At 70.7% G+C, this 18,745-nt stretch carries 19 protein-coding genes and 1 tRNA gene; 12 read left to right on the forward strand and 8 right to left on the reverse strand.

All coding sequences use genetic code 11. The annotated features are described in order from the left end of the window. Nucleotides 1–12: 12 nt before the first annotated feature. From VH969_RS10990 to bagB, 3 genes are read left to right on the forward strand one after another with little or no spacing between them, the layout of a single operon-like run. Complete coding sequence (locus VH969_RS10990) at nt 13–264, forward strand: hypothetical protein (RefSeq protein WP_331973582.1); 252 nt, start codon at nt 13–15, stop codon at nt 262–264. Between the two features lie 45 nt (nt 265–309). Then, nucleotides 310–1,311 carry an ATPase BagA gene (gene bagA, locus VH969_RS10995; RefSeq protein WP_331973583.1) on the forward strand — a complete coding sequence of 334 codons (1,002 nt, stop codon included), beginning with the start codon at nt 310–312 and terminating at the stop codon, nt 1,309–1,311. Continuing rightward, the gene (bagB, locus tag VH969_RS11000) at nt 1,308–2,432 is read left to right on the forward strand and encodes an ATPase BagB (RefSeq protein WP_331973584.1); all 1,125 of its coding nucleotides are present in this window, start codon (nt 1,308–1,310) and stop codon (nt 2,430–2,432) included. Before bagA ends, bagB begins: the two co-directional genes overlap by 4 nt. A gap of 11 nt (nt 2,433–2,443) precedes the next feature. On the opposite strand, the gene VH969_RS11005 is transcribed toward bagB, so the two are convergent. After that, a complete protein-coding gene (locus tag VH969_RS11005; protein WP_331973585.1) occupies nt 2,444–2,749 on the reverse strand; it encodes a WhiB family transcriptional regulator in 306 nt (101 codons plus the stop codon). A 236-nt stretch (nt 2,750–2,985) separates the two neighbouring features. Between VH969_RS11005 and VH969_RS11010 the strand changes: the two genes are divergently transcribed. After that, complete coding sequence (locus VH969_RS11010) at nt 2,986–5,505, forward strand: penicillin-binding protein (protein WP_331973586.1); 2,520 nt, start codon at nt 2,986–2,988, stop codon at nt 5,503–5,505. A gap of 3 nt (nt 5,506–5,508) precedes the next feature. Here VH969_RS11010 and VH969_RS11015 read toward each other — a convergent pair whose 3' ends face one another. Then, nucleotides 5,509–5,979: a GatB/YqeY domain-containing protein gene (locus VH969_RS11015; protein ID WP_331973587.1), complete on the reverse strand. Its 471-nt coding sequence runs from the start codon at nt 5,977–5,979 to the stop codon at nt 5,509–5,511. Between the two features lie 78 nt (nt 5,980–6,057). Here VH969_RS11015 and VH969_RS11020 point away from each other — a divergent pair, with 78 nt between their 5' ends. After that, nucleotides 6,058–7,002 (forward strand): metallophosphoesterase, encoded by a 945-nt coding sequence (locus tag VH969_RS11020; protein ID WP_414638472.1) that lies wholly within the window; start codon nt 6,058–6,060, stop codon nt 7,000–7,002. 17 nt (nt 7,003–7,019) lie between these two features. Beyond that, nucleotides 7,020–7,096, forward strand: a tRNA-Pro gene (locus VH969_RS11025). A 262-nt stretch (nt 7,097–7,358) separates the two neighbouring features. Here the strand turns inward: VH969_RS11025 and VH969_RS11030 are convergent. Further along, nucleotides 7,359–7,907 carry a hemerythrin domain-containing protein gene (locus tag VH969_RS11030; protein WP_331973589.1) on the reverse strand — a complete coding sequence of 183 codons (549 nt, stop codon included), beginning with the start codon at nt 7,905–7,907 and terminating at the stop codon, nt 7,359–7,361. Between the two features lie 90 nt (nt 7,908–7,997). Between VH969_RS11030 and VH969_RS11035 the strand changes: the two genes are divergently transcribed. Beyond that, the gene (locus VH969_RS11035) at nt 7,998–9,827 is read left to right on the forward strand and encodes a S9 family peptidase (RefSeq protein ID WP_414638473.1); all 1,830 of its coding nucleotides are present in this window, start codon (nt 7,998–8,000) and stop codon (nt 9,825–9,827) included. A gap of 276 nt (nt 9,828–10,103) precedes the next feature. Here the strand turns inward: VH969_RS11035 and VH969_RS11040 are convergent, their stop codons facing one another. Together VH969_RS11040 and VH969_RS11045 are read right to left on the reverse strand one after the other, a co-directional pair. Next, on the reverse strand, nt 10,104–10,586 hold the full coding sequence (locus VH969_RS11040; protein WP_331973591.1) for a Dps family protein: 483 nt from the start codon (nt 10,584–10,586) through the stop codon (nt 10,104–10,106). Nucleotides 10,587–10,638: 52 nt separating this feature from the next. Next, entirely contained in the window at nt 10,639–11,208 is a 570-nt protein-coding gene (locus VH969_RS11045) for an NADPH-dependent FMN reductase (RefSeq protein WP_331973592.1), read from the reverse strand. 99 nt (nt 11,209–11,307) lie between these two features. Here VH969_RS11045 and VH969_RS11050 point away from each other — a divergent pair, with 99 nt between their 5' ends. Further along, nucleotides 11,308–12,405: an alpha/beta hydrolase gene (locus tag VH969_RS11050; RefSeq protein WP_331973593.1), complete on the forward strand. Its 1,098-nt coding sequence runs from the start codon at nt 11,308–11,310 to the stop codon at nt 12,403–12,405. Between the two features lie 33 nt (nt 12,406–12,438). Beyond that, nucleotides 12,439–12,579, forward strand: coding sequence for a hypothetical protein (locus tag VH969_RS11055; protein WP_331973594.1), 141 nt, complete (start codon nt 12,439–12,441; stop codon nt 12,577–12,579). Nucleotides 12,580–12,589: 10 nt separating this feature from the next. Here VH969_RS11055 and VH969_RS11060 read toward each other — a convergent pair whose 3' ends face one another. Then, nucleotides 12,590–13,048, reverse strand: a complete 459-nt coding sequence (locus tag VH969_RS11060) for a Fur family transcriptional regulator (protein ID WP_331973595.1) — start codon at nt 13,046–13,048, stop codon at nt 12,590–12,592. Between the two features lie 117 nt (nt 13,049–13,165). Here VH969_RS11060 and VH969_RS11065 point away from each other — a divergent pair, with 117 nt between their 5' ends. Continuing rightward, the gene (locus VH969_RS11065) at nt 13,166–14,356 is read left to right on the forward strand and encodes an MFS transporter (RefSeq protein WP_331973596.1); all 1,191 of its coding nucleotides are present in this window, start codon (nt 13,166–13,168) and stop codon (nt 14,354–14,356) included. Between the two features lie 87 nt (nt 14,357–14,443). On the opposite strand, the gene VH969_RS11070 is transcribed toward VH969_RS11065, so the two are convergent. Together VH969_RS11070 and VH969_RS11075 are read right to left on the reverse strand one after the other, a co-directional pair. Further along, nucleotides 14,444–15,505, reverse strand: coding sequence for an aspartate-semialdehyde dehydrogenase (locus tag VH969_RS11070; RefSeq protein ID WP_331973597.1), 1,062 nt, complete (start codon nt 15,503–15,505; stop codon nt 14,444–14,446). Then, complete coding sequence (locus VH969_RS11075) at nt 15,505–16,770, reverse strand: aspartate kinase (protein ID WP_331973598.1); 1,266 nt, start codon at nt 16,768–16,770, stop codon at nt 15,505–15,507. The genes VH969_RS11070 and VH969_RS11075 overlap by 1 nt, the downstream gene beginning before the upstream one ends. Nucleotides 16,771–16,916: 146 nt before the next feature. Here VH969_RS11075 and VH969_RS11080 point away from each other — a divergent pair, with 146 nt between their 5' ends. Further along, nucleotides 16,917–18,140 (forward strand): mannosyltransferase family protein, encoded by a 1,224-nt coding sequence (locus VH969_RS11080; RefSeq protein ID WP_331973599.1) that lies wholly within the window; start codon nt 16,917–16,919, stop codon nt 18,138–18,140. After that, a complete protein-coding gene (locus VH969_RS11085) occupies nt 18,122–18,733 on the forward strand; it encodes a nitroreductase family protein (RefSeq protein WP_331973600.1) in 612 nt (203 codons plus the stop codon). Before VH969_RS11080 ends, VH969_RS11085 begins: the two co-directional genes overlap by 19 nt. The last annotated feature ends 12 nt before the right edge of the window (nt 18,734–18,745 follow it).

Raw genomic sequence — 18,745 nt, forward strand, 5'->3', positions numbered from 1 at the left:
TAAGGTTTTCTCATGGAAGGCTGGCGGGTGATCGCGACCGTCCTGCTGGCGGTCGCCGGGTTCGTGATCGTCCTGCTGACGATGGCCAAGACCCGCGACCGCGCCGGGGCCACGAGCGGCACGGTCGCACTCAACGGCGTCATCGCGTTCACGGCCCTCGTCGTGCTGTGTGTACTGACGCTGACCGTGCTGCCCGCGACCGCCGCGTGGATCCTCGTCGGGCTCGTCGGCGCGACCGTCACAGTGATGCTCCTCGCTAGTTGAGCTCCTGGCGGGCGCCTGCCCGAACTGTCCACATACCCTGAATTCGTGACCACCTCCACGCCTTGGCCGGAGCCCGTTTCGCGGGCGCGCCTGCACGTGGTCACCGGCAAGGGCGGCACCGGCAAGACGACGGTCGCGGCGGCCCTCGCGCTGGCGCTCGCGACCGGCGGCCGGCGCGTGCTGCTCGTCGAGGTCGAGGGCCGCCAGGGCATCGCCCAGCTCTTCGACACCCAGCCGCTGCCGTACGCGGAGAAGCGGATCGCGGCCGCGCCCGGTGGCGGCGAGGTGCGCGCGCTGCACGTGGACGCCGAGGCCGCGCTGCTCGAGTACTTCGCGATGTTCTACAACCTCGGCTTCGCCGGGCGGACGCTGCGCCGCATGGGCGCCATCGAGTTCGCCACCACGCTCGCGCCGGGCCTGCGGGACGTGCTGCTGACCGGCAAGGTCAAGGAGACCGTCGGCCGCACTGACGAACACGGCCGGCACATGTACGACGCGGTCGTGCTGGACGCCCCGCCGACCGGCCGGATCGTGAAGTTCCTCGACGTCACCAAGGCCATGGCCGACCTCGCGAAGGTCGGCCCGATCAAGGGCCAGAGCGACGGCGTGGTGCGGCTGCTGCACTCGCAGGACACCGCCGTCCACCTGGTCACGCTGCTCGAGGAGATGCCGGTCCGGGAGACCATCGAGGCGGTCACCGAGCTCGCCGCCGCGGACCTGCGGCCCGGCGCGGTGATCGTCAACCGGGTCCGCCCGCCGCGGCTGCCGGCCCGCTCGCTCACCCCCGCCGCGGGCGGCCGGGTCGACGCCTCCCGCGTGCGCGCCGGCCTGACCAGCGCCGGGCTGGACCTCGCGCCCGAGGACGTCGACGGCCTGGTCGAGGAGACCGTCGAGCACGCGATCCGGGTGCTCGCCGAGCAGGCCGCCCGCGAGCAGCTCGCGGAGGTCGACCTGCCGGCCCTCGAGCTGCCGGACATCACCGACGGCATGGACACCGCGGCCCTCTACGAGCTGGCCGAGGCGCTGGTCGAGCAGGGGGTGCGATGACCGCCGAGCTCGACGTCGACAAGCTGATCGACGACCCCGACATCCACGTCATCGTGTGCTGCGGGTCCGGCGGGGTCGGCAAGACGACCACGGCCGCGGCCATCGCGGTGCGGGCCGCCGAGCGCGGCCGCAAGACGGTCGTGCTGACCATCGACCCGGCACGTCGCCTCGCCCAGGCGCTCGGCCTGCGCGAGCTGGGCAACACGCCCAAGGAGGTCGAGGTCGACGGGTTCGAGCCGGCCGGCCAGCTCTCCGCGATGATGCTGGACATGCGCCGCACCTTCGACGACATGGTGCTCGCGCACGCCGGCGAGAAGCGGGCCCAGGAAGTGCTCGCGAACCCGTTCTACAAGACGATCTCCAGCTCGTTCTCCGGCACGCAGGAGTACATGGCGATGGAGAAGCTGGGCCAGCTCGCCGGCGAGGGCCGGTGGGACCTGATCGTCGTGGACACCCCGCCCAGCCGTTCCGCGCTCGACTTCCTCGACGCGCCGCAGCGGATGTCCTCCGCGCTCGACGGCCGGATGATCAGGTTGCTCGCCGGACCGGCGCGGACCGGCGGCTGGGGCGTCCGGAAGGTGGTCGGCGCCGGGATCATGCTGTTCGCGAAGGCGGTCTCGACGATCGTCGGCGGCCAGTTGCTCGCCGACGCGTCCGCCTTCGTGCAGGCCTTCGACAGTATGTTCGGCGGCTTCAAGCAGCGGGCCAGAAAGACCTACGAGCTGCTCCGTTCGGGCGGTACCGCGTTCCTCGTGGTCGCCACGCCCGAGCCGGACGCCTTGCGTGAGGCGAGCTACTTCGTGGAGCGGCTGGCCGCCGAGGACATGCCGCTCTCCGGTCTGGTGATCAACCGGACCCACCCGGTGCTGACGAAACTCTCCGCGGCCCGGGCGATCGCCGCGGCGGACAACCTGGAGCGAGGCGGCGACGCGCCGCTGGCCACCGCGGTACTGCGCCTGCACGCCGACCGGGTGGCGATGCACCAGCGTGAGCGTCGCCTGCTGGCCCGGTTCACGAAGGCACATCCTTCGGTGCCCGTGGTCGGCGTGCCGGCCATGCCCGCCGACGTGCACGACCTGCGCGGTCTGCGCGGCATCGGCGAGCGGCTGGCCGGGGGCTGAGGCCCCTCGGGTCAACCGACCCGCACGTCCTCGTCCAGATCGACGTGGTTGCGCCGGGCCGTCTGCAGCACGTCGAGCCAGGACGTCACGTCCGGCCGGCGGCGCAGCAACGCGCGCCGCTCACGCTCCGTCATGCCGCCCCACACGCCGAACTCGATCCGGTTGTCGAGCGCCTCAGCCAGACATTCCGTGCGTACCGGGCACGCGATGCACACGAGCTTGGCCTTGCGTTGCTCCTTGCCCCGGACGAACAGCCCGTCCGGGTCCTCATCGCGGCATGACGCGTTGACCCGCCAGTCCGCCTGTTCCATGTACATAACCCCCGCCCCTACCGTCGTCGCGACCTTCACCCCGGACCCCCTCGATGCCGGAGTGCCGATATGTGGAATACGTGTGAAACGCGTATCCCGTTCGGTGGATGTCGTTGAGACGTTGACGGACTCTAGGGCCCGACGGTTCCCACTTGTATGGCGGGGTTCACAGCCGTTACGGAATGTCAATAACTCCGTCGGGTAACGCGAGCTTGATCCCACCGCCGCGTACCCTGGTCGCCGTGCGAGTCGGAGACGGTCTGCTGAAGATGCTCGGTCTGTGCCTGCTCGCCGGCGTGCTCGTCGCCGGCATGCTGTTTCCCGTGGTGGGAGCGCTGGGGGTGGCGTCCAACCGGGCGAGCGACACCATCGACAGCGTTTCCGCGGACCTGGTGGCCACCGACCCGCCACTCATCACCACGATCACCGACGCCAAGGGCAAGGCCATCGCGTACCTGTACGACCAGTACCGGGTGCCGGTCACGCCCGACCAGATCTCGCCGACGATGAAGGCCGCGCTGATCTCGGTCGAGGACCGCCGCTTCTACGAGCACCACGGCGTGGACTGGAAGGGCACGGTCCGCGCGCTCATCAGCAACCAGACCGGCGAGGACGTGCAGGGCGCGTCGACGCTGACCCAGCAGTACGTGAAGAACTACCTGATCAACGTGGTCTACCGGGACCAGATCGGCACCGACGAGGCCGATCCGGGCAAGAAGATCGAACGTGAGCGTGCCCAGGAGCAGACGGTCACCCGCAAGCTCCGCGAGGCCCGGCTCGCCATCCAGCTCGAGCAGTCGATGAGCAAGGAGGAGATCCTCGCCGGGTACCTCAACGTGGTCGAGTTCACCGACCGCGTGTTCGGCGTGGGTGCCGCGGCCCGCTCGTACTTCAACACGACGCCCGACAAGCTGACCGTCGCGCAGTCCGCCCTGCTCGCGGGCATGGTCAACAACCCGAGCCTGTACAACCCGTGGCGCCGGCCGAAGGAGACGCTGGAGCGGCGCAACTTCGTGATCGACAAGATGGTCGAGACGAAGAGCCTCTCGCCGGAGAACGCGGCGGAGGCGAAGAAGGAGCCGCTCGGCACCGCGCCAAAGCCGCGCAAGCCCGCCTCGAACTGCGTCGGCGCCGGCCCCGAGTACGGCTTCTTCTGCCAGTACGTCGAGGACTACCTGCGCAAGATCGGCTTCTCCGAGGACCAGCTCTACACCGGCGGCTACACGATCAAGACCACGTTCGATGCGCGGGCCACGAGGATCGCGAAACGCGCGGCCGAGGCGCAGGTGCCGAAGAACACGCTCGGCATCAACAACTCGATGGCGATCATCAAGCCGGGTACGGAGCACCACGAGGTCACCGCGCTGGTCTCCAACCGCGACTACGGCCTGAACGTCGAGGCCAACCAGACCCAGTTCGCCTACCCGTACGGCGTGATGAACAAGTTCGGCGCCGGCTCGATCTTCAAGATCTTCACGGCGGCCGCCTTCCTGGAGAAGGGCGGCGGCATCAACACCACGATCAAGACGCCGCACTCGTACGTGTCGAAGGTGTTCAAGGGTGGCGGCGAGAGCTGCCCGTCCACCGGCGAGCCCGACACCCGCTGGTACTGCCTGACGAACTTCGGCGAGTCATCGAACTACCCGCCGGAGATGCCGCTGCAGAAAGCGCTGGCCACGTCGCCGAACACCGGCTTCGTGATCCTCGAGGAGCGGGTCGGCATGGGCAAGGTCGTCGACATGGCGAGCCGGCTCGGCCTGCGCGAGACGATGGCCACGAACCTGCTCGGCCAGAAGCCGGACCCGAAGGCCAAGCGGGCCGAGGTCAAGATGAGCCAGAAGCAGTTCTTCGGGCCGAAGGGCAACAGCCCGGGCAACGGGTCGTTCACGCTGAGCCCGGCTCCGCTGTCCACGCTGGAGCTGGCCAACGTCGGCGCCACCCTGATGAGCGGCGGCATGTGGTGCCCGCCGACCCCGATCGCCGAGGTCCTCGACCGCAACGGCAAGAAGGTCAACTACAGCGAGCAGCCGTGCGAGCAGGCGGTTTCCAAGGGTCTGGCGAACACGCTGGTCACCGGCATGTCCAAGGACGACACCGAGGGCACCGCTGCCCGCGCGGCGGACCAGTACAAGTGGACGCGGCCGATGCTCGGCAAGACCGGCACCACCCAGGAGAGCAAGTCGGCCGGCTTCGTCGGCGCCACCCCGCAACTCGCCGGCGCGGTGCTCGTGTTCAACGACGGCAACAGCCCCGAGGGCATCTGCGACAGCGGGCCCGGCGCGGTGTACCTGTGCGGCGACAACGGCAACATCTTCGGCGGCAAGGCGCCTGCGCGGACGTGGTTCGACGCGATGTCCGGGATCATGGCCGGCAAGCCGGTCCGCGGGCTGCCGCCGACCGACCCGCGGTTCGTCAACGGCGGGCCGGGCAGCCAGGTGCCGGACGTGGTCGGCTACAGCGAGCAGGAGGCGCGCGACCGCCTGCAGCAGGCGGGCTACCGGGTCGCCGTGGAGGAGATCAACTCCTCGTCCGCGAAGGGCACCGTGGTAAGCCAGTCGCCGCGCGGCAGTGCGCTGGCCGGCGAGCTGATCACGATCGGGATCAGCACCGGCTACCTGCCGCCGCCGCAGACGTCGGAGACGCCGTCGTCCAAGCCGAAGCCGCCGCCCAGCGGTGGCGGCCGGCCGCCCAGCGGAGGCGGCGGTGGTGGGGGCGGTGGTCCCGGCCCCGGCGGCGGGGGCGGCGAACCCGGCCCCAGGTAGCCGTCAGCCCTGAAGCTTGGCGCGAACCGAGGCGGCCACCCGGCCGCCCTCGGCGCGTCCCGCGATCTTGGCGTTGGCGGCCTTCATGACCTGGCCCATCTGCCGCTGACCCGGTGCCTCGCCGAGCTGCGCGGTGACGTCGGCGACGGCCTCGGTGACGATCGTCTCGAGCTCGTCGTCGGTGAGCTGCTTCGGCAGGTACTCGGTCAGCACGGCGGCCTCGTCCTGCTCGGCCTGCGCGCGCTCGGCCCGGCCCGCGCCGGCGAAGGCCTCGGCGGCCTCCCTGCGCTTCTTCACCTCGCGCGTGAGGACCTTCTGGACCTCGGCGTCGGACAGCTCGCGGGCCACGTCCCCGGCGACCTCCTCGGTCGTGAGCGCGGCCAGCGCCATGCGCAGCGCGGCCATCCGGGTCGACTCGCGAGCCTTGATGGCCGCCGCGAGATCGCCCTGCAACCGTGCCTTGAGCTCTGCCATGCGGGGAACCCTACTGGCCGGTGCCGGTCACCCGGAGCACGCATCTACGCTCGGGGTGTGGTTTCTCTGGCACGAAACATCGGACGCGCGGCACTCGGCGCCACCGCGCTGGGGACCGCGACCGTGGCGTACGCGGCCGGCTTCGAGCGCACGCACTGGAAGCTGCGGCAGGCGACCTTGCCGGTCCTGGCGGAGGGCGCGCGGCCGCTGCGCGTGCTGCACATCTCCGACCTCCACATGCTGCCCGGCCAGAAGTCGAAGCAGCGCTGGGTGTCCGAGCTCGCCGACCTCAAGCCGGACCTGATCGTCAACACCGGTGACAACCTCGCGCACAAGGGCGCGGTGCCGGCCGTGCTGCGCGGCCTCGGCCCGCTGCTCGACCTGCCCGGCGTGTTCGTGTTCGGCAGCAACGACTACTACGCGCCGCGGCCCAAGAACCCCGTCCGGTACCTGATCAAATCGAAGCGCCGGGTCCACGGCATCCCGCTGCCCTGGCGCGACCTGCGCGCCGCCCTCGTCGAACGCGGCTGGCACGACCTCACGCACGTCCGCCGCCTGCTGACCGTCGAGGGCCAGACGATCGCGGTAGCCGGCGTCGACGACCCGCACCTGCACCGCGACCGGTACTCCGACATCGCCGGCCGCCCGGACCGGTCCGCCACGCTGCGCCTGGGCATCACCCACTCGCCCGAGCCGCGCGTCCTGGACGCCTTCGCGGCCGACGGCTACGACCTCGTCATGGCGGGCCACACCCACGGCGGCCAGCTCCGCGTACCCGGCTACGGCGCGATCGTCACCAACTGCGAGCTGGACCGTTCACGGGCGCGTGGTGCGTCCCGGTGGGGCGCGCACATGTGGCTGCACGTCTCCGCGGGCCTCGGCACGTCCCCGTACGCGCCGGTGCGCTTCGCCTGCCCACCCGAGGCGAGCCTGCTGACCCTCGTCCCCCGCCCGACCGGCACGAACACCCCAGAGAACGCCAAACATGGGGCACGGTTCGGGGCAGGGGCGGACGTCAGCTAGACTCTGCCGCGTACCACCGGGGTGTGGCGCAGCTTGGTAGCGCGCTTCGTTCGGGACGAAGAAGTCGCAGGTTCAAATCCTGTCACCCCGACCAATTTGGGTTGCTTGTGCCCGCGGAGAGCGCGGGCCTTAATTGGTCGTCATCGGTTTCTGGGGGGCGACCCCCCAGACCCCCACGGTGCGAGCTTTTTCTGACCCGGCGCTGGTGACGTTACGTCGTTACCAGCGCCGGTTCGTCTTTGGTTTCTGTTTTCAAGAGCCCGGGCCGGTAGTTCGGCCATGTCAGGCCCGTCGGGTCGGCCATGTCTTATACGGTCGTTGAATGCCTTGGCTAATTCTGTGAGGGTCGGGCACGGTCATTTGTCTTCGTCCAGTTTGCCTTCCTTGCGGCTTCTTGCCACCAGCTTTCTGACGTTGGCGAGGGCGCCGCAGTCGCTGTCTATCTGGCGGTTTCGTTCCTCCAGAAATGCCTCGCCCAGGTCTTTTCGGGCTCGTTCGCCCAGTTCTTCTCTCGCCGGGTTCAGGATCGTCAGTTCCTCTTCCGCCAGGTGGTGGTTGATCGTGCCCGACAGTTCCTCCACCGCGTCGTCGAAGGCCTTCGTGTTGGTGCCCTTCAGTTCCAGCACCTTCAGCAGCGCCTCGTGGCCCTCCGCGTGCTCCTCCTCGCCGTGCTCGGCCTCGTGCGTGCCCACCGCCGAGCGTTTGCGCAGCTTCGGGTACACGTACTTCTCCTCTGCCTCGGCATGCGCGACCAGCACGGCCGCGAGCGCGTCGCGCACGGACTCGCGGTCGGAGCTCGCGTCGCGGAGATTGCGGAGCAGTTCCTCGAAGAGCCGGTGATCGTCCAGGATCAGGTCGATCACATCGCCGGACACGGGCCGGTGAACATCGACGACATCGTTCATGGGCACAGTTCTACCTGCCCGCCACGGGTTCGGCCGATCGGCGACACAGCACGCTCGATGAGGCAGGATCGAGGCGTGAGCAACCACCCCATGGCCGAGGTCCCCGACGCACTTTTCGCCGACGCCGATGCCGAGGCGCGCTGGCGCGACCGGTTCACCGCCGCGCGCGTCTCGCTGCCGCGGTGGGCGCACGACGCACCCGATCGCAACCTCTACCTGTCGAACTCGAGCGGGGTCTGGGAGGTCTACGCCTGGGACCGGGCGACCGGCACGCACCGGCAGGTCACCGACCGGCCGAACGGCACGTCCTACGCCGCGATCGGTCCCGACGGCGAACACATCTGGTGGTTCGCCGACTCCGACGGCGACGAGTTCGGCAGCTGGGTCCACGAGCCGTTCGCCGGGCGGCCCACCACCGACGAGCCCAGGCCGGCCGTGCCCGGCAGCGTCCCCGGCTATCCGGCCGGCATCGAGATCGGCCGCTCGGTCAACGCGGTCGGCGTCTCCAACGACGACGGCACGTCGGTCTTCGTGTCCCGCGCCGGCGGCGAGGCGAAGGTCGTCTACCACGACGAGCACGACGGCGGCGTGGCCGCGCTCTCCCGCGACGAGACGTTGCTCACGATCGAGCACTCCGAGCACGGCGACAACCGGCATCCGGCGCTGCGCGTGCTCTCGGTCGCCGACGGCAGCACGGTCGCCGAGAAGTGGGACGGCAAGGGCAAAGGCCTCGACGCCGTCGGTTTCAGCCCGGTCGACGGCGACCAGCGGCTGCTCGTCCTGCACGAGCGGCACGGCCGCGAGGAGCTGCTGATCTGGGACGTCGCGGCCGACACCGAGACGGAGATCTCGCTCGACCTGCCGGGCGAGGTGACCGCCGACTGGTACCCCGACGGCTCCGCGATCGTCGTCATGCACACTCACGAGGCGCGCAACACCCTGCACCGCTACGACATCGCCACCGGCACACTGACTACATTAGACACTCCAAACGGGACGATCGGCGCCGCCGCGGTGCGGCCGGACGGCACGGTCGAGTACGCGTGGTCGAACGCGGCGCAGCCGCCGGTCGTGCGGGCGCAGTACCCGGACGGGACCGAGCGCGTGCTGCTCGAGCCGCCGGGGCACAAGGCGCCGCCGTCGGTCGAGCTGATGGACGTCTACGTGCCGGTCGCCGACTTCGGCCAGGTGCACGCGCTGTACGCGCGCCCGGCACACGCGCCGGACGGCCCGCTGCCGACGATCTTCACGCTGCACGGCGGCCCGCACTCGGCGGACGAGGACCGGTTCTCGGCGTACCGGGCGGTGTGGCTGGACGCCGGTTTCGCGGTGGTGCACGTCAACTACCGCGGCTCGACGGGCTACGGCTCGGCATGGCGCGACGCGATAGAGGGCCGGCCGGGGCTGACGGAACTCGAGGACGTGGCGGCGGTGCACGCGTGGGCGGTCGACAAGGGCCTCTCGGACCCGGCGAAGTGCCTGGTCAACGGCGCGTCGTGGGGTGGGTACCTGGCGCTGCTGGCGCTGGGCACGCAGCCGTCGCTGTGGGCGGCGGGCATCGCGGGCGTGCCGGTGGCCGACTACCTGGCGGCGTACGCGGACGAGATGGAGCCGCTGCGCGCGTTCGACCGCGCGCTGTTCGGCGGCTCGCCGGACGAGGTGCACGACCGGTACGTCGAGTGCTCGCCGATCACGTACGTGGACCAGGTGCGCGCCCCGGTGCTCGTCGTGGCGGGCGAGAACGACCCTCGCTGCCCGATCCGCCAGATCGACAACTACCTGGACCGCCTGGCGGTGCGGCACGCGTCGTACGAGGTCTACCGCTACGACGCCGGCCACGGATCGCTGGTGGTGGCGGAGACGATCAAACAGATGGCGATCGAAGTCCACTTCGCCCGCCGCGCCCTGGACCTGCACTAAGGGCTGGTCGTCGAGGGCCACGACTGCGACAGCCGGCCGCCGGACCTCCCGCGCGCACGCGCGCGTGCAGAACGCCAGAAACGTAGCCCCCGCCCTCTCCGGGGGCACCCCTCGTGACCGTCAGTTTACCGGGGGCACCGACAAACAGGGAGGTCACGGCCGTTCTGTGGACAAGTCGGCCGGTTGTGGACAAGTAAGAACCCGCGAGTCCCGGGCAGTGGACTCGCGGGTTCTGTGGTGCCGGGATTCGCTGTCGGGTCGCGAAGTCCCGGGGTCTCATGCCTTGGCGGTCTGGGCCTGCCACATCCAGTGCTGCTTCTCCAGCTCCTGGGCGATCTCGATCAGCAGGTCCTGCGTGACCAGGTCCGACTTGTCCGTCTCGTCGATGCGCTTGCGCAGGCGCTTGATCAGCTCGCCGAGGATGGACACGATCGCGGCGACCGTGTGCTCCACCGACTGCCAGTTGTCCGGGTACTCGGGGATCCCGGAGCTCTCCACGACGGTCTTCGCCTTCCCGTTCGGCGAGATGCCGATCGCGTTCGCGCGTTCCGCCACGTCGTCCACGTAGTTCCGCGCCGCGGTCACCAGCTCGTCGAGCTGGAGGTGCGCGCTGCGGAAGTTCGGGCCGACCACGTTCCAGTGCGCCTGCTTCGCGATGAGCGACAAGTCGACCAGGTCGACCAGCGTCGCCTGGAGGATCGCGCCGGTCGCCTCGCGGTCGGCGTCGCCCAGAGGACTCGTGATAGGTGACTTGCTCATGACAACCTCCGTCCGCTCACGACAACGGACGGCGTACCCACACCCATGCCCGTCACACGCGAGTTGTGGCGAACTCCACGACTTGTAACCCGATAGTGCGAAGGGTGGCCGTCACCTTCACGTCCGTGCACTCGCCGTCCGCCCCGAAGACGACCTCCGCGGAGTTGATGGCGGCGCCCAGCGGTGTCGGCCAGCCGCGCAGCGCGTGCACTATCGAGCGCAGCGAGGTGAGGGTGGTGACCGCGGCCTGCCAGCCACGCGCCGCCGCGACGCAGCCGACCGCGCGGCCGTCGAGGTATGGCGGCTCGTCTTCGCGCATGTCCTCGACGTAGTCCAAGGCGTTCTTGACCAGGCCGGACACCGTGCCGTGGTAGCCGGGCGACACCAGCACGACCCCGTCCGCCGCGCGCAGCTCGTCCACCAGCCGCTGGGCTTCCGGCGACCGCTCGGGCACGGCCGGGTCGTAGAACGGCAACACCAGATCGGCCCCGGACACCAGCGTCGTCTTCGCGCCGGCCTGTGCGGCACCGTCGAGGGCGATCCGCAACGCCCGCTCTGACTGCGAGTCGGCGCGCAGTGACCCTCCGATGCCCACCACGTTGACCGTCACATCACCGATCATTCCCCATCCGGTGACACGGTGGCGACGCCCGGGCTCGAGGTGCAGACGAACCGCGTCGGCGCTGTATAGCCTTGCCGTCGGCAACGTGGGAGGCCGAGCATGTCAACACTGCTGAACAGGATTCCGCCGTCCGTTCAGGGTGCCGCACTCCACGCTGCCTTCGCGCTGCCGCAGCCCGCTCGCCGCCTCCTCGCCGGTCCCCCGATCCGCCGCGACGGCCTCGAGCTCTCCCTCGACGCACAGCTGATGCTGCGCATGATCGCGCTCGCCGACATCAACCTCAACGGCGCGACCCCGGCCGCCGCCCGCGCGACGCTCGAGGCCGGCCGCACGGTGCTCGGCGGTCCGATCGTGCCCGGCGTGCGCACCCGCAACCTCAACCTGCCGGCGACCGACGGCACGATGCCCGCGCGGCTGTACGAGCCGGCGAACCTGGCGGCCGGCTCCCCGCTGCTCGTCTACTACCACGGCGGCGGCTGGGTCATCGGCAGCCTCGACACCCACGACGGCCTCTGCCGCTACCTTTCGCACCACGCCAACCTGCGCGTGCTCTCCGTCGGCTACCGGCTGGCCCCCGAGTACCCGTTCCCGGTCGCGGCCGACGACGCGTACGCCGCCTACCGGTACGTCGTCGAGAACGCCGAGACGCTCGGCGCCGACCCGGCGGCCGTCGCGGTCGGCGGCGACAGCGCGGGCGGCAACCTGGCCGCGGTCGTCTGCCTCGACACGGTCCGCAAGGGCGGCCCGCGACCGGTCTTCCAGCTCCTGTTCTACCCGGCCACCGACCCGTCGGTGCGCCGCCGCTCCCGCGACCTGTTCGCCGACGGCTTCTTCCTCACCGACTACGACATGACCTGGTTCATCGACCACTACTGCCCCGACGTGGAGAGCCGGACCGACCCGCGGGTCGCGGTGCTGCTCGCCGAAGACCTGCGCGGCGTGCCGCCGACCTACCTCGCGACCGCCGGCTTCGATCCGCTGCGAGACGAGGGCAACGCGTTCGCCGACCGGCTGCGGGAGGCAGGCGTGCCGGTGGTGAAGCGCCAGCACGACGATCTGATCCACGGCTTCGCGAGTTTCATCAGCCTCGGTACGCGGTTCCGGGAAGCCGTCTCGGAAGCGGCCGGCGCTCTGCGCACGGGCCTCGCGCTGCGCTCCCGTGCGAATGTCGTCGACATCTTCCGCCCGACCGCGTAAACGCACCGACAGCACGCAGAAGGCCGCGGGCTCGTGAACGAGGTCGGCACGGTCGCGAGCAACGAGGTCAGCTGCCCGCTGACCGGCGCGAGAATGCTCGGCCAGGACCGGTCGCGGATCCTCGACCGCGGCCTCGACCGCGGCGGATTGCTCGGCTCGTCTGTGCCCGCTTGACGGCTACCGGTCAGGTCTCGACTCGCTCGGCCGCTCGCCGGCCGGCACAGTCGGGGCAGTATCCCCAGAAAACGACCTCGGCCTCGTCGACCGCGAACCCCGAGGCGTCGGAGGGGTCGAGACACGGCGCGACGCCGACGACGCAGTCGACGTCCTCGGTACGGCCGCAGACCCGGCAGACGAGGTGATGGTGGTTGTCGGCGGTGCGGGTCTCGAATCGCGCGGGGTGGCCCGCGGGCTCGATCCGCCGCAGTAGGCCGGTCTGCGTGCAGGCGTGCAGCACGTCGTAGATGGCCTGCGTGGACACCGAGCCGAGGCGCTCGCGCACGCCGTCGGCGACCTGGTCCGCCGTCGCGTGCGGATGCACGGCCAGCCAGTCGAGCGTGGCTACGCGGGGCGCGGTGACTCGCAGGCCCACCGCGCGTAGACGCTCGGCGGGCCCCGCCCTGCGCGGTGTCCGATTGTTCATGTTGCCCCCTACACCATCACCTTTACTGGAACGAGTCAAGAAAGCGTTCCTGTGATTGTCGGTGGCTGCTCGTAAATTTGATTGTCGCAGTAGGTACACGAGAGGTCATATCGTCCCATGCAGCTCTACCGCCGAACACTCGCGTTGCCCGGGGTGCGCACGTTGATGGTGCTCATCTTCGTGGCGCGCGTGCCCGCGGGCGCCGGCGGCATGGTGCTGACGCTGCAGGTCGCGGTCGGTCTGGGGCACGGCTACGGCGCGGCCGGGACGGCCGGCGCGTCGGTCACGATCGGCATGGCGATCGGCGCGGCGCTGATGGGCCGGCTGATCGACCGGTTCGGCTTACGCCTGGTCCTCGTGCTCACGACGGCCGGCGAGGCGCTGTTCTGGGGGCTCGGCTCGCAGCTGTCGTACGTTCCGCTGCTGGTCGCGGGCTTCGTGGGCGGCCTGCTGCAGCTGCCGGCGATGGCGATCGGCAGGCAGGCGATCGCCGCGCTGGTACCGCCTGACCTGCGGCGCACGGCGTACTCGATGGACTCGGTATCCACGGAGCTGTCGTTCATGGTCGGCCCGGCCGCGGCCGTGCTGATCGCGACGCAGTTCTCGACGCGGACGGCGATGTACGCGATGGCGGTGGCCATCGTGACGGTCGGCGTGGTGCTGCTGATCGTCAACCCGGCGGTGCGCAGCGAGGAGGAGCGCGCGGCGGACACTGGGGAGCGGGTGCCGCGGCGGGTGTGGCTGGGCCCGCGGATGGTCGCGGTGCTGGTCATCGCGGCGGGCGCGGTGTTCATCCTCGCCGGCACGGAGGTGGCGATCGTGGCGGAGCTGCGAGCGTCGGACCAGCTGGCGTACACCGGCATCGTGGTGGCGGTGTGGTCGGCGGTGTCCGCGATCGGCGGCATCGTGTACGGGGCACTGCGGCGCTCGCCGGGTCAGGTGACGCTGATGGCGTGGCTGGGCCTGCTGACCGTGCCGGTCGGCGTGCTGTCCGGCCAGTGGTGGCTGCTGGCGCTGGCCCTGATCCCGGCGGCGGCCCTGTGCGCGCCGACGATCGCCGCCACGGGCGAGGAGGTGGCGCACCTGGCGCCGCCGTCCGCCCGCGGCGAGGCTACGGGCATGCAGTCGTCGGCGTTCACCCTCGGGGCGGCGTTCGGCGCGCCGGCGGTCGGCTTCGTCGTGGACCACTCGTCGGCGGCGTGGGGCTTCGCGGTGGCCGGTCTGGGCGGCGTCCTGGTGGCGGGCGTGGCGGCCATGCTCATCGTCCGCCAGCGCCGGGCCGCGCCCCTGACCGTCCCGGTGCCGTAGCGGGAGTTATCCACAGGCGCCATCCACACTGTCCACAGGTCAGGCACATGTACTCGAGCCGCGGCGTCCGACCCGCGCCGCGCGTGATCAGAACTCGGCGGCCAGGGCCTCCGCGATCTCGTAGGTGTTCAGGGCCGCGCCCTTGCGGAGGTTGTCGCCGCAGACGAAGAAGTCCAGGGTGTTCGGGAAGTCCAGCGCCTGGCGGATGCGGCCCACGTAGGTCGGGTCGTTGCCCACCACGTCGGCCGGGGTCGGGAACACGCCTGCCGCCGGGTCGTCCATCAGGACCACGGACGGCGACTCCGCGAAGATCGCGTGGGCCTCGGCCACCGTCACCGGCGAAGCAAAGGTCGCGTGGACGGCCAGGGAGTGGGTCGTCACCACCGGGACCCGGACGCACGTCGCGGACACGCGGAGGTCCGGGATGCCGAGGATCTTCCGCGACTCGTTCCGCACCTTGAGCTCCTCGGAGAACCAGCCGTCCCCCTTGTGCGAGCCCGCCGACGGCACGACGTTCAAGGCCAGCGGCGCCGGGAACGGGGAGTCCGCAATGGACAGTCCGGCCGCCTCGACCGCCTCGCGCACGTCGCCCGCCCGGGCGCCTACGCCCTTGCCCGCCACCGCCGCCATCTCCGCGTGCAGGCGGTCGACGCCGGCCACGCCGGCACCGGAGACCGCCTGGTAGGAGGCCACCACCAGCTCACGCAGGCCGAACCGGTGATGCAGCGCCCCGAGCGAGGCCATCATCGACAGCGTCGTGCAGTTCGGGTTCGAGATGATCCCGCGCGGCCGCGCCGAGATCTGCGCGAGGTTGACCTCCGGCACCACCAGCGGCACGTCGTCGTCCATCCGGAACGCGCCCGAGTTGTCCACGACGACGGCACCGCGCGACGCCGCGACCGGCCCCCACTGCGCCGAGACCTCGTCCGGCACGTCGAACATCGCGACGTCGACCCCGTCGAACACGTCGGCCGCCAACGCCCGGACGGTCACCGACGAGCCGCGCACCGAAAGCTGCTTACCGGCCGACCGCGGCGACGCGATCAGCCGCACCTCGCCCCACGGCCAGGACGACCGCGCGTTGAGGATGTCGATCATCACCGAGCCGACGGCCCCGGTGGCGCCGACCAGCGCGAGCGTCGGCGCCATCAGCGACCACTCCCCGCGTACACGGTCGCGATCTCGTCGCCGCCGAGGTCGAACGCCTCGTGGATCGCGCGCACGGCCTCGTCCAGCTCCGTGTCGCGGATCAGGACCGAGATCCGGATCTCCGAGGTGTTGATGATCTCGATGTTCACGCCGGCCTTCGCGAGCGCCTCGCAGAACGTCGCGGTCACGCCCGGGTGCGAGCGCATGCCGGCGCCGACCAGCGACACCTTGCCGACGTGGTCGTCGTAGAGCACCGAGGAGAACCCGAGCTCGTCGCGGATCTTCTCCAGCGCCGACACCGCCGTCGGGCCGTTGTCCTTGGACAGCGTGAACGTGATGTCCGTGCGGCCGGACACCGTGCTCGACACGTTCTGCAGCACCATGTCGATGTCGATCTCCGCGTCGGCCACCACCCGGAAGATGCGGGCGGCGACGCCGGCCTGGTCCGGCACGCCGGTCACGGTCACCTTGGCCTCGGACCGGTCGTGCGCGACGCCGGTGATCATCGCCTGTTCCACGGGAATGTCCTCCACTGAACCGGACACGATGGTGCCCGGCTTGTTGGTGTACGACGAGCGAACATGGATCGGGACGCCGTAGCGCCGGGCGTACTCGACGCAGCGCAGCATCAGGACCTTCGCCCCGCCCGCCGCCATCTCGAGCATCTCCTCGTAGGGCACCCGGTCGAGCCGCCGCGCGTTCGACACGATCCTCGGGTCGGCGGTGTAGACGCCGTCCACGTCCGTGTAGATCTCGCACACGTCCGCGTTCAGGGCCGCGGCGAGCGCGACCGCGGTGGTGTCCGAGCCGCCCCGGCCCAGCGTCGTGATGTCCTTCGTGTCCTGGCTGACGCCCTGGAAGCCCGCGACGAGGCAGATGTAGCCGTCGTCGAGCGAGGCCTGCACGCGGCTGGGCGTCACGTCGATGATGCGGGCCTTGCCGTGGGTCGAGTCGGTGATCACGCCGGCCTGCGAGCCCGTGAACGACACCGCCTCCGCGCCGAGCGCGCTGATGGCCATCGCGACCAGTGCGTTGGAGATGCGCTCGCCCGCGGTGAGCAGCATGTCCATCTCCCGCTCCGGCGGGACCGGGTTCACCCGCTGCGCGAGGTCGAGCAGCTCGTCGGTGGTGTCGCCCATCGCGGAGCACACCACGACCACGTCGTTGCCGGCCTTGCGGGTCTTCACGATCCGCTCGGCCACCCGCTTGATCCGGTCCGCGTTCTCCAGCGACGAGCCGCCGTACTTCTGGACCACCAACGCCACTTGTCCGAAACCTCCTCAGCCGACCAAGCCGAGCCTAACGGAGTGGGCGAGTTCTTTCGGCCGCCCGTGTGGCCGCCGCCACGTGCACGGATGCGCGTCCTAGGCTGTAACGACCGGCCGAGCAGGATGAGCGGGAAGGGATCGGGGTGTCCGCTACGGAGGTGACCCGCGCCGACTCCGAAGAGGAGCCGGCGGTCGAGGAGGCGACCGAACCGGCCCCGCCCCGGAAGTGGACGGTACGGCGGCTCGGCTCGCTGCTCGCGCCCGCGTTGATCTTCCTCGGCATCCGCGAGTTCGGCCTGCTCGTGCTGACGTGGATGGCCGCGGTGACCGACCGGTCGGTGACCGAGGCGCTGCGTTCCTGGGACGGCCAGTGGTTCCTCGGCATCGCCGAGAGCGGCTACCAGGGCGTGCCGGACGGACTGGTCGACGCGTTCGGGCAGCGCAGCGCGGAAACGCCGCTCGCGTTCTTCCCCGGCTACCCGTTCGTCGTGCGCTGGCTCGCGGGGATCGACGGCGAGGGCGGGATCGGCCTGGTCGCGGCGTCGTTCGTGGTGACGATCGTGTGCGGGGTGGTCTGCTCGTACGCGCTGGTCAGGCTCGGCACGCACGTGCGCGGCGGCTCGCGGCGCACCGGCCTGATCCTGGTGGCGCTGTTCGCCGCGACGCCGATGTCGATCGTGCTGTCGATGGCCTACTCCGAGGCGATGTTCTGCGCGCTCGCGGCGTGGTCGCTGGTCGGGGTGCTGGAGAAGCGGTGGATTCTCGCGGGCGTGTGCTGCGCGGCGGCCGGGCTGGTCCGGTCGACCGGTGCGGCGCTGGTGCTCGTCGTCGGGCTGGCGGCGATCGTGGCGATCGTCAAGCGCCGCGACGGCTGGCGGCCGTGGGTCGGCGGGGTGATCGCGCCGGCCGGGCTGCTCGGCTACCTCGCGTGGGTCGGCGCGCAGACCGGCGAGTGGGACGGCTGGTTCAAGCTGCAGGAGCGCGGCTGGGGAACCGGGTTCGACGGCGGCGCGGCCACGGTCAAGTTCAGCCTCGAGGCACTGGCCGACGCCCGGTCGGTGCTCGAGGTGACGACGGTCGGGCTGATCGTCGTGGCGCTCGCGCTGCTCGTGATCGGCATCGTGCGCAAGGTCGAGTGGCCGCTGATGTTGTACGCGGGGGCGGTGCTCGCGATGGACCTGCTGGCGAACGGCCTGATGAACTCCAAGGCGCGGCTGATGCTGCCGGCGTTCACGCTGCTCATCCCGGTCGCGCTGGCCCTGGCCAAACGCAAGCCGTCGACGGCCGTGCTGACGCTGTGCGCGCTGGCGGTGGCCGGCTCGTGGTTCGGGGCATACTCGATCACCTCGTGGGGTTACGCGATCTGATGGACGACTCGAAGCCGGCGCAGACCAGCGTCCCGGTGCACCCCCTGATCGCGGCCCGCTGGAGCCCGCGGGCCCTGGACCCGAAGGGCGAGGTCGACGAGGACTCGCTGCGGGCGATGCTCGAGGCCGCGCGGTGGGCGCCGTCCAGCGGGAACACGCAGCCGGCGCGCTACCTGGTCGGCCGCCGCGGCGACGACACGTACGAGCGGATCTTCGGGCTGCTGTCGAAGCGCAACAAGGGCTGGGCGTGGTCGGCCGCGGTGCTGATGCTGTGCTGCATGGTGACGACGAACGAGAAGGGCCGGCTGCCGGTGCCCGAGTACGGCACGGGCCTGGCGTCGCAGAACCTCGTGCTCCAGGCCGTCGCCGAAGGCGTGGTCGCGCACCAGATGGGGGGTTTCGACGCCGAGGCGGCGAAGCTGGTGTTCTCGCTGCCCGGGGACGTCGAGCCGCTGACCGTGATCGCGGTGGGCGTGCTCGGCCCGGCGGACCTGCTCGACGACGAGCGCCGGGCCAAGGAGCTGGCGCCGCGGCGCCGCAAGCCGCTGTCGGAGATCGCCTTCAGTGGCGAGTGGGGCAAGCCGGCTTTCTAGCCCCGGCATGAG

The organism is Actinophytocola sp. (assembly GCF_036555685.1).
GTDB lineage: Bacteria > Actinomycetota > Actinomycetes > Mycobacteriales > Pseudonocardiaceae > Actinophytocola.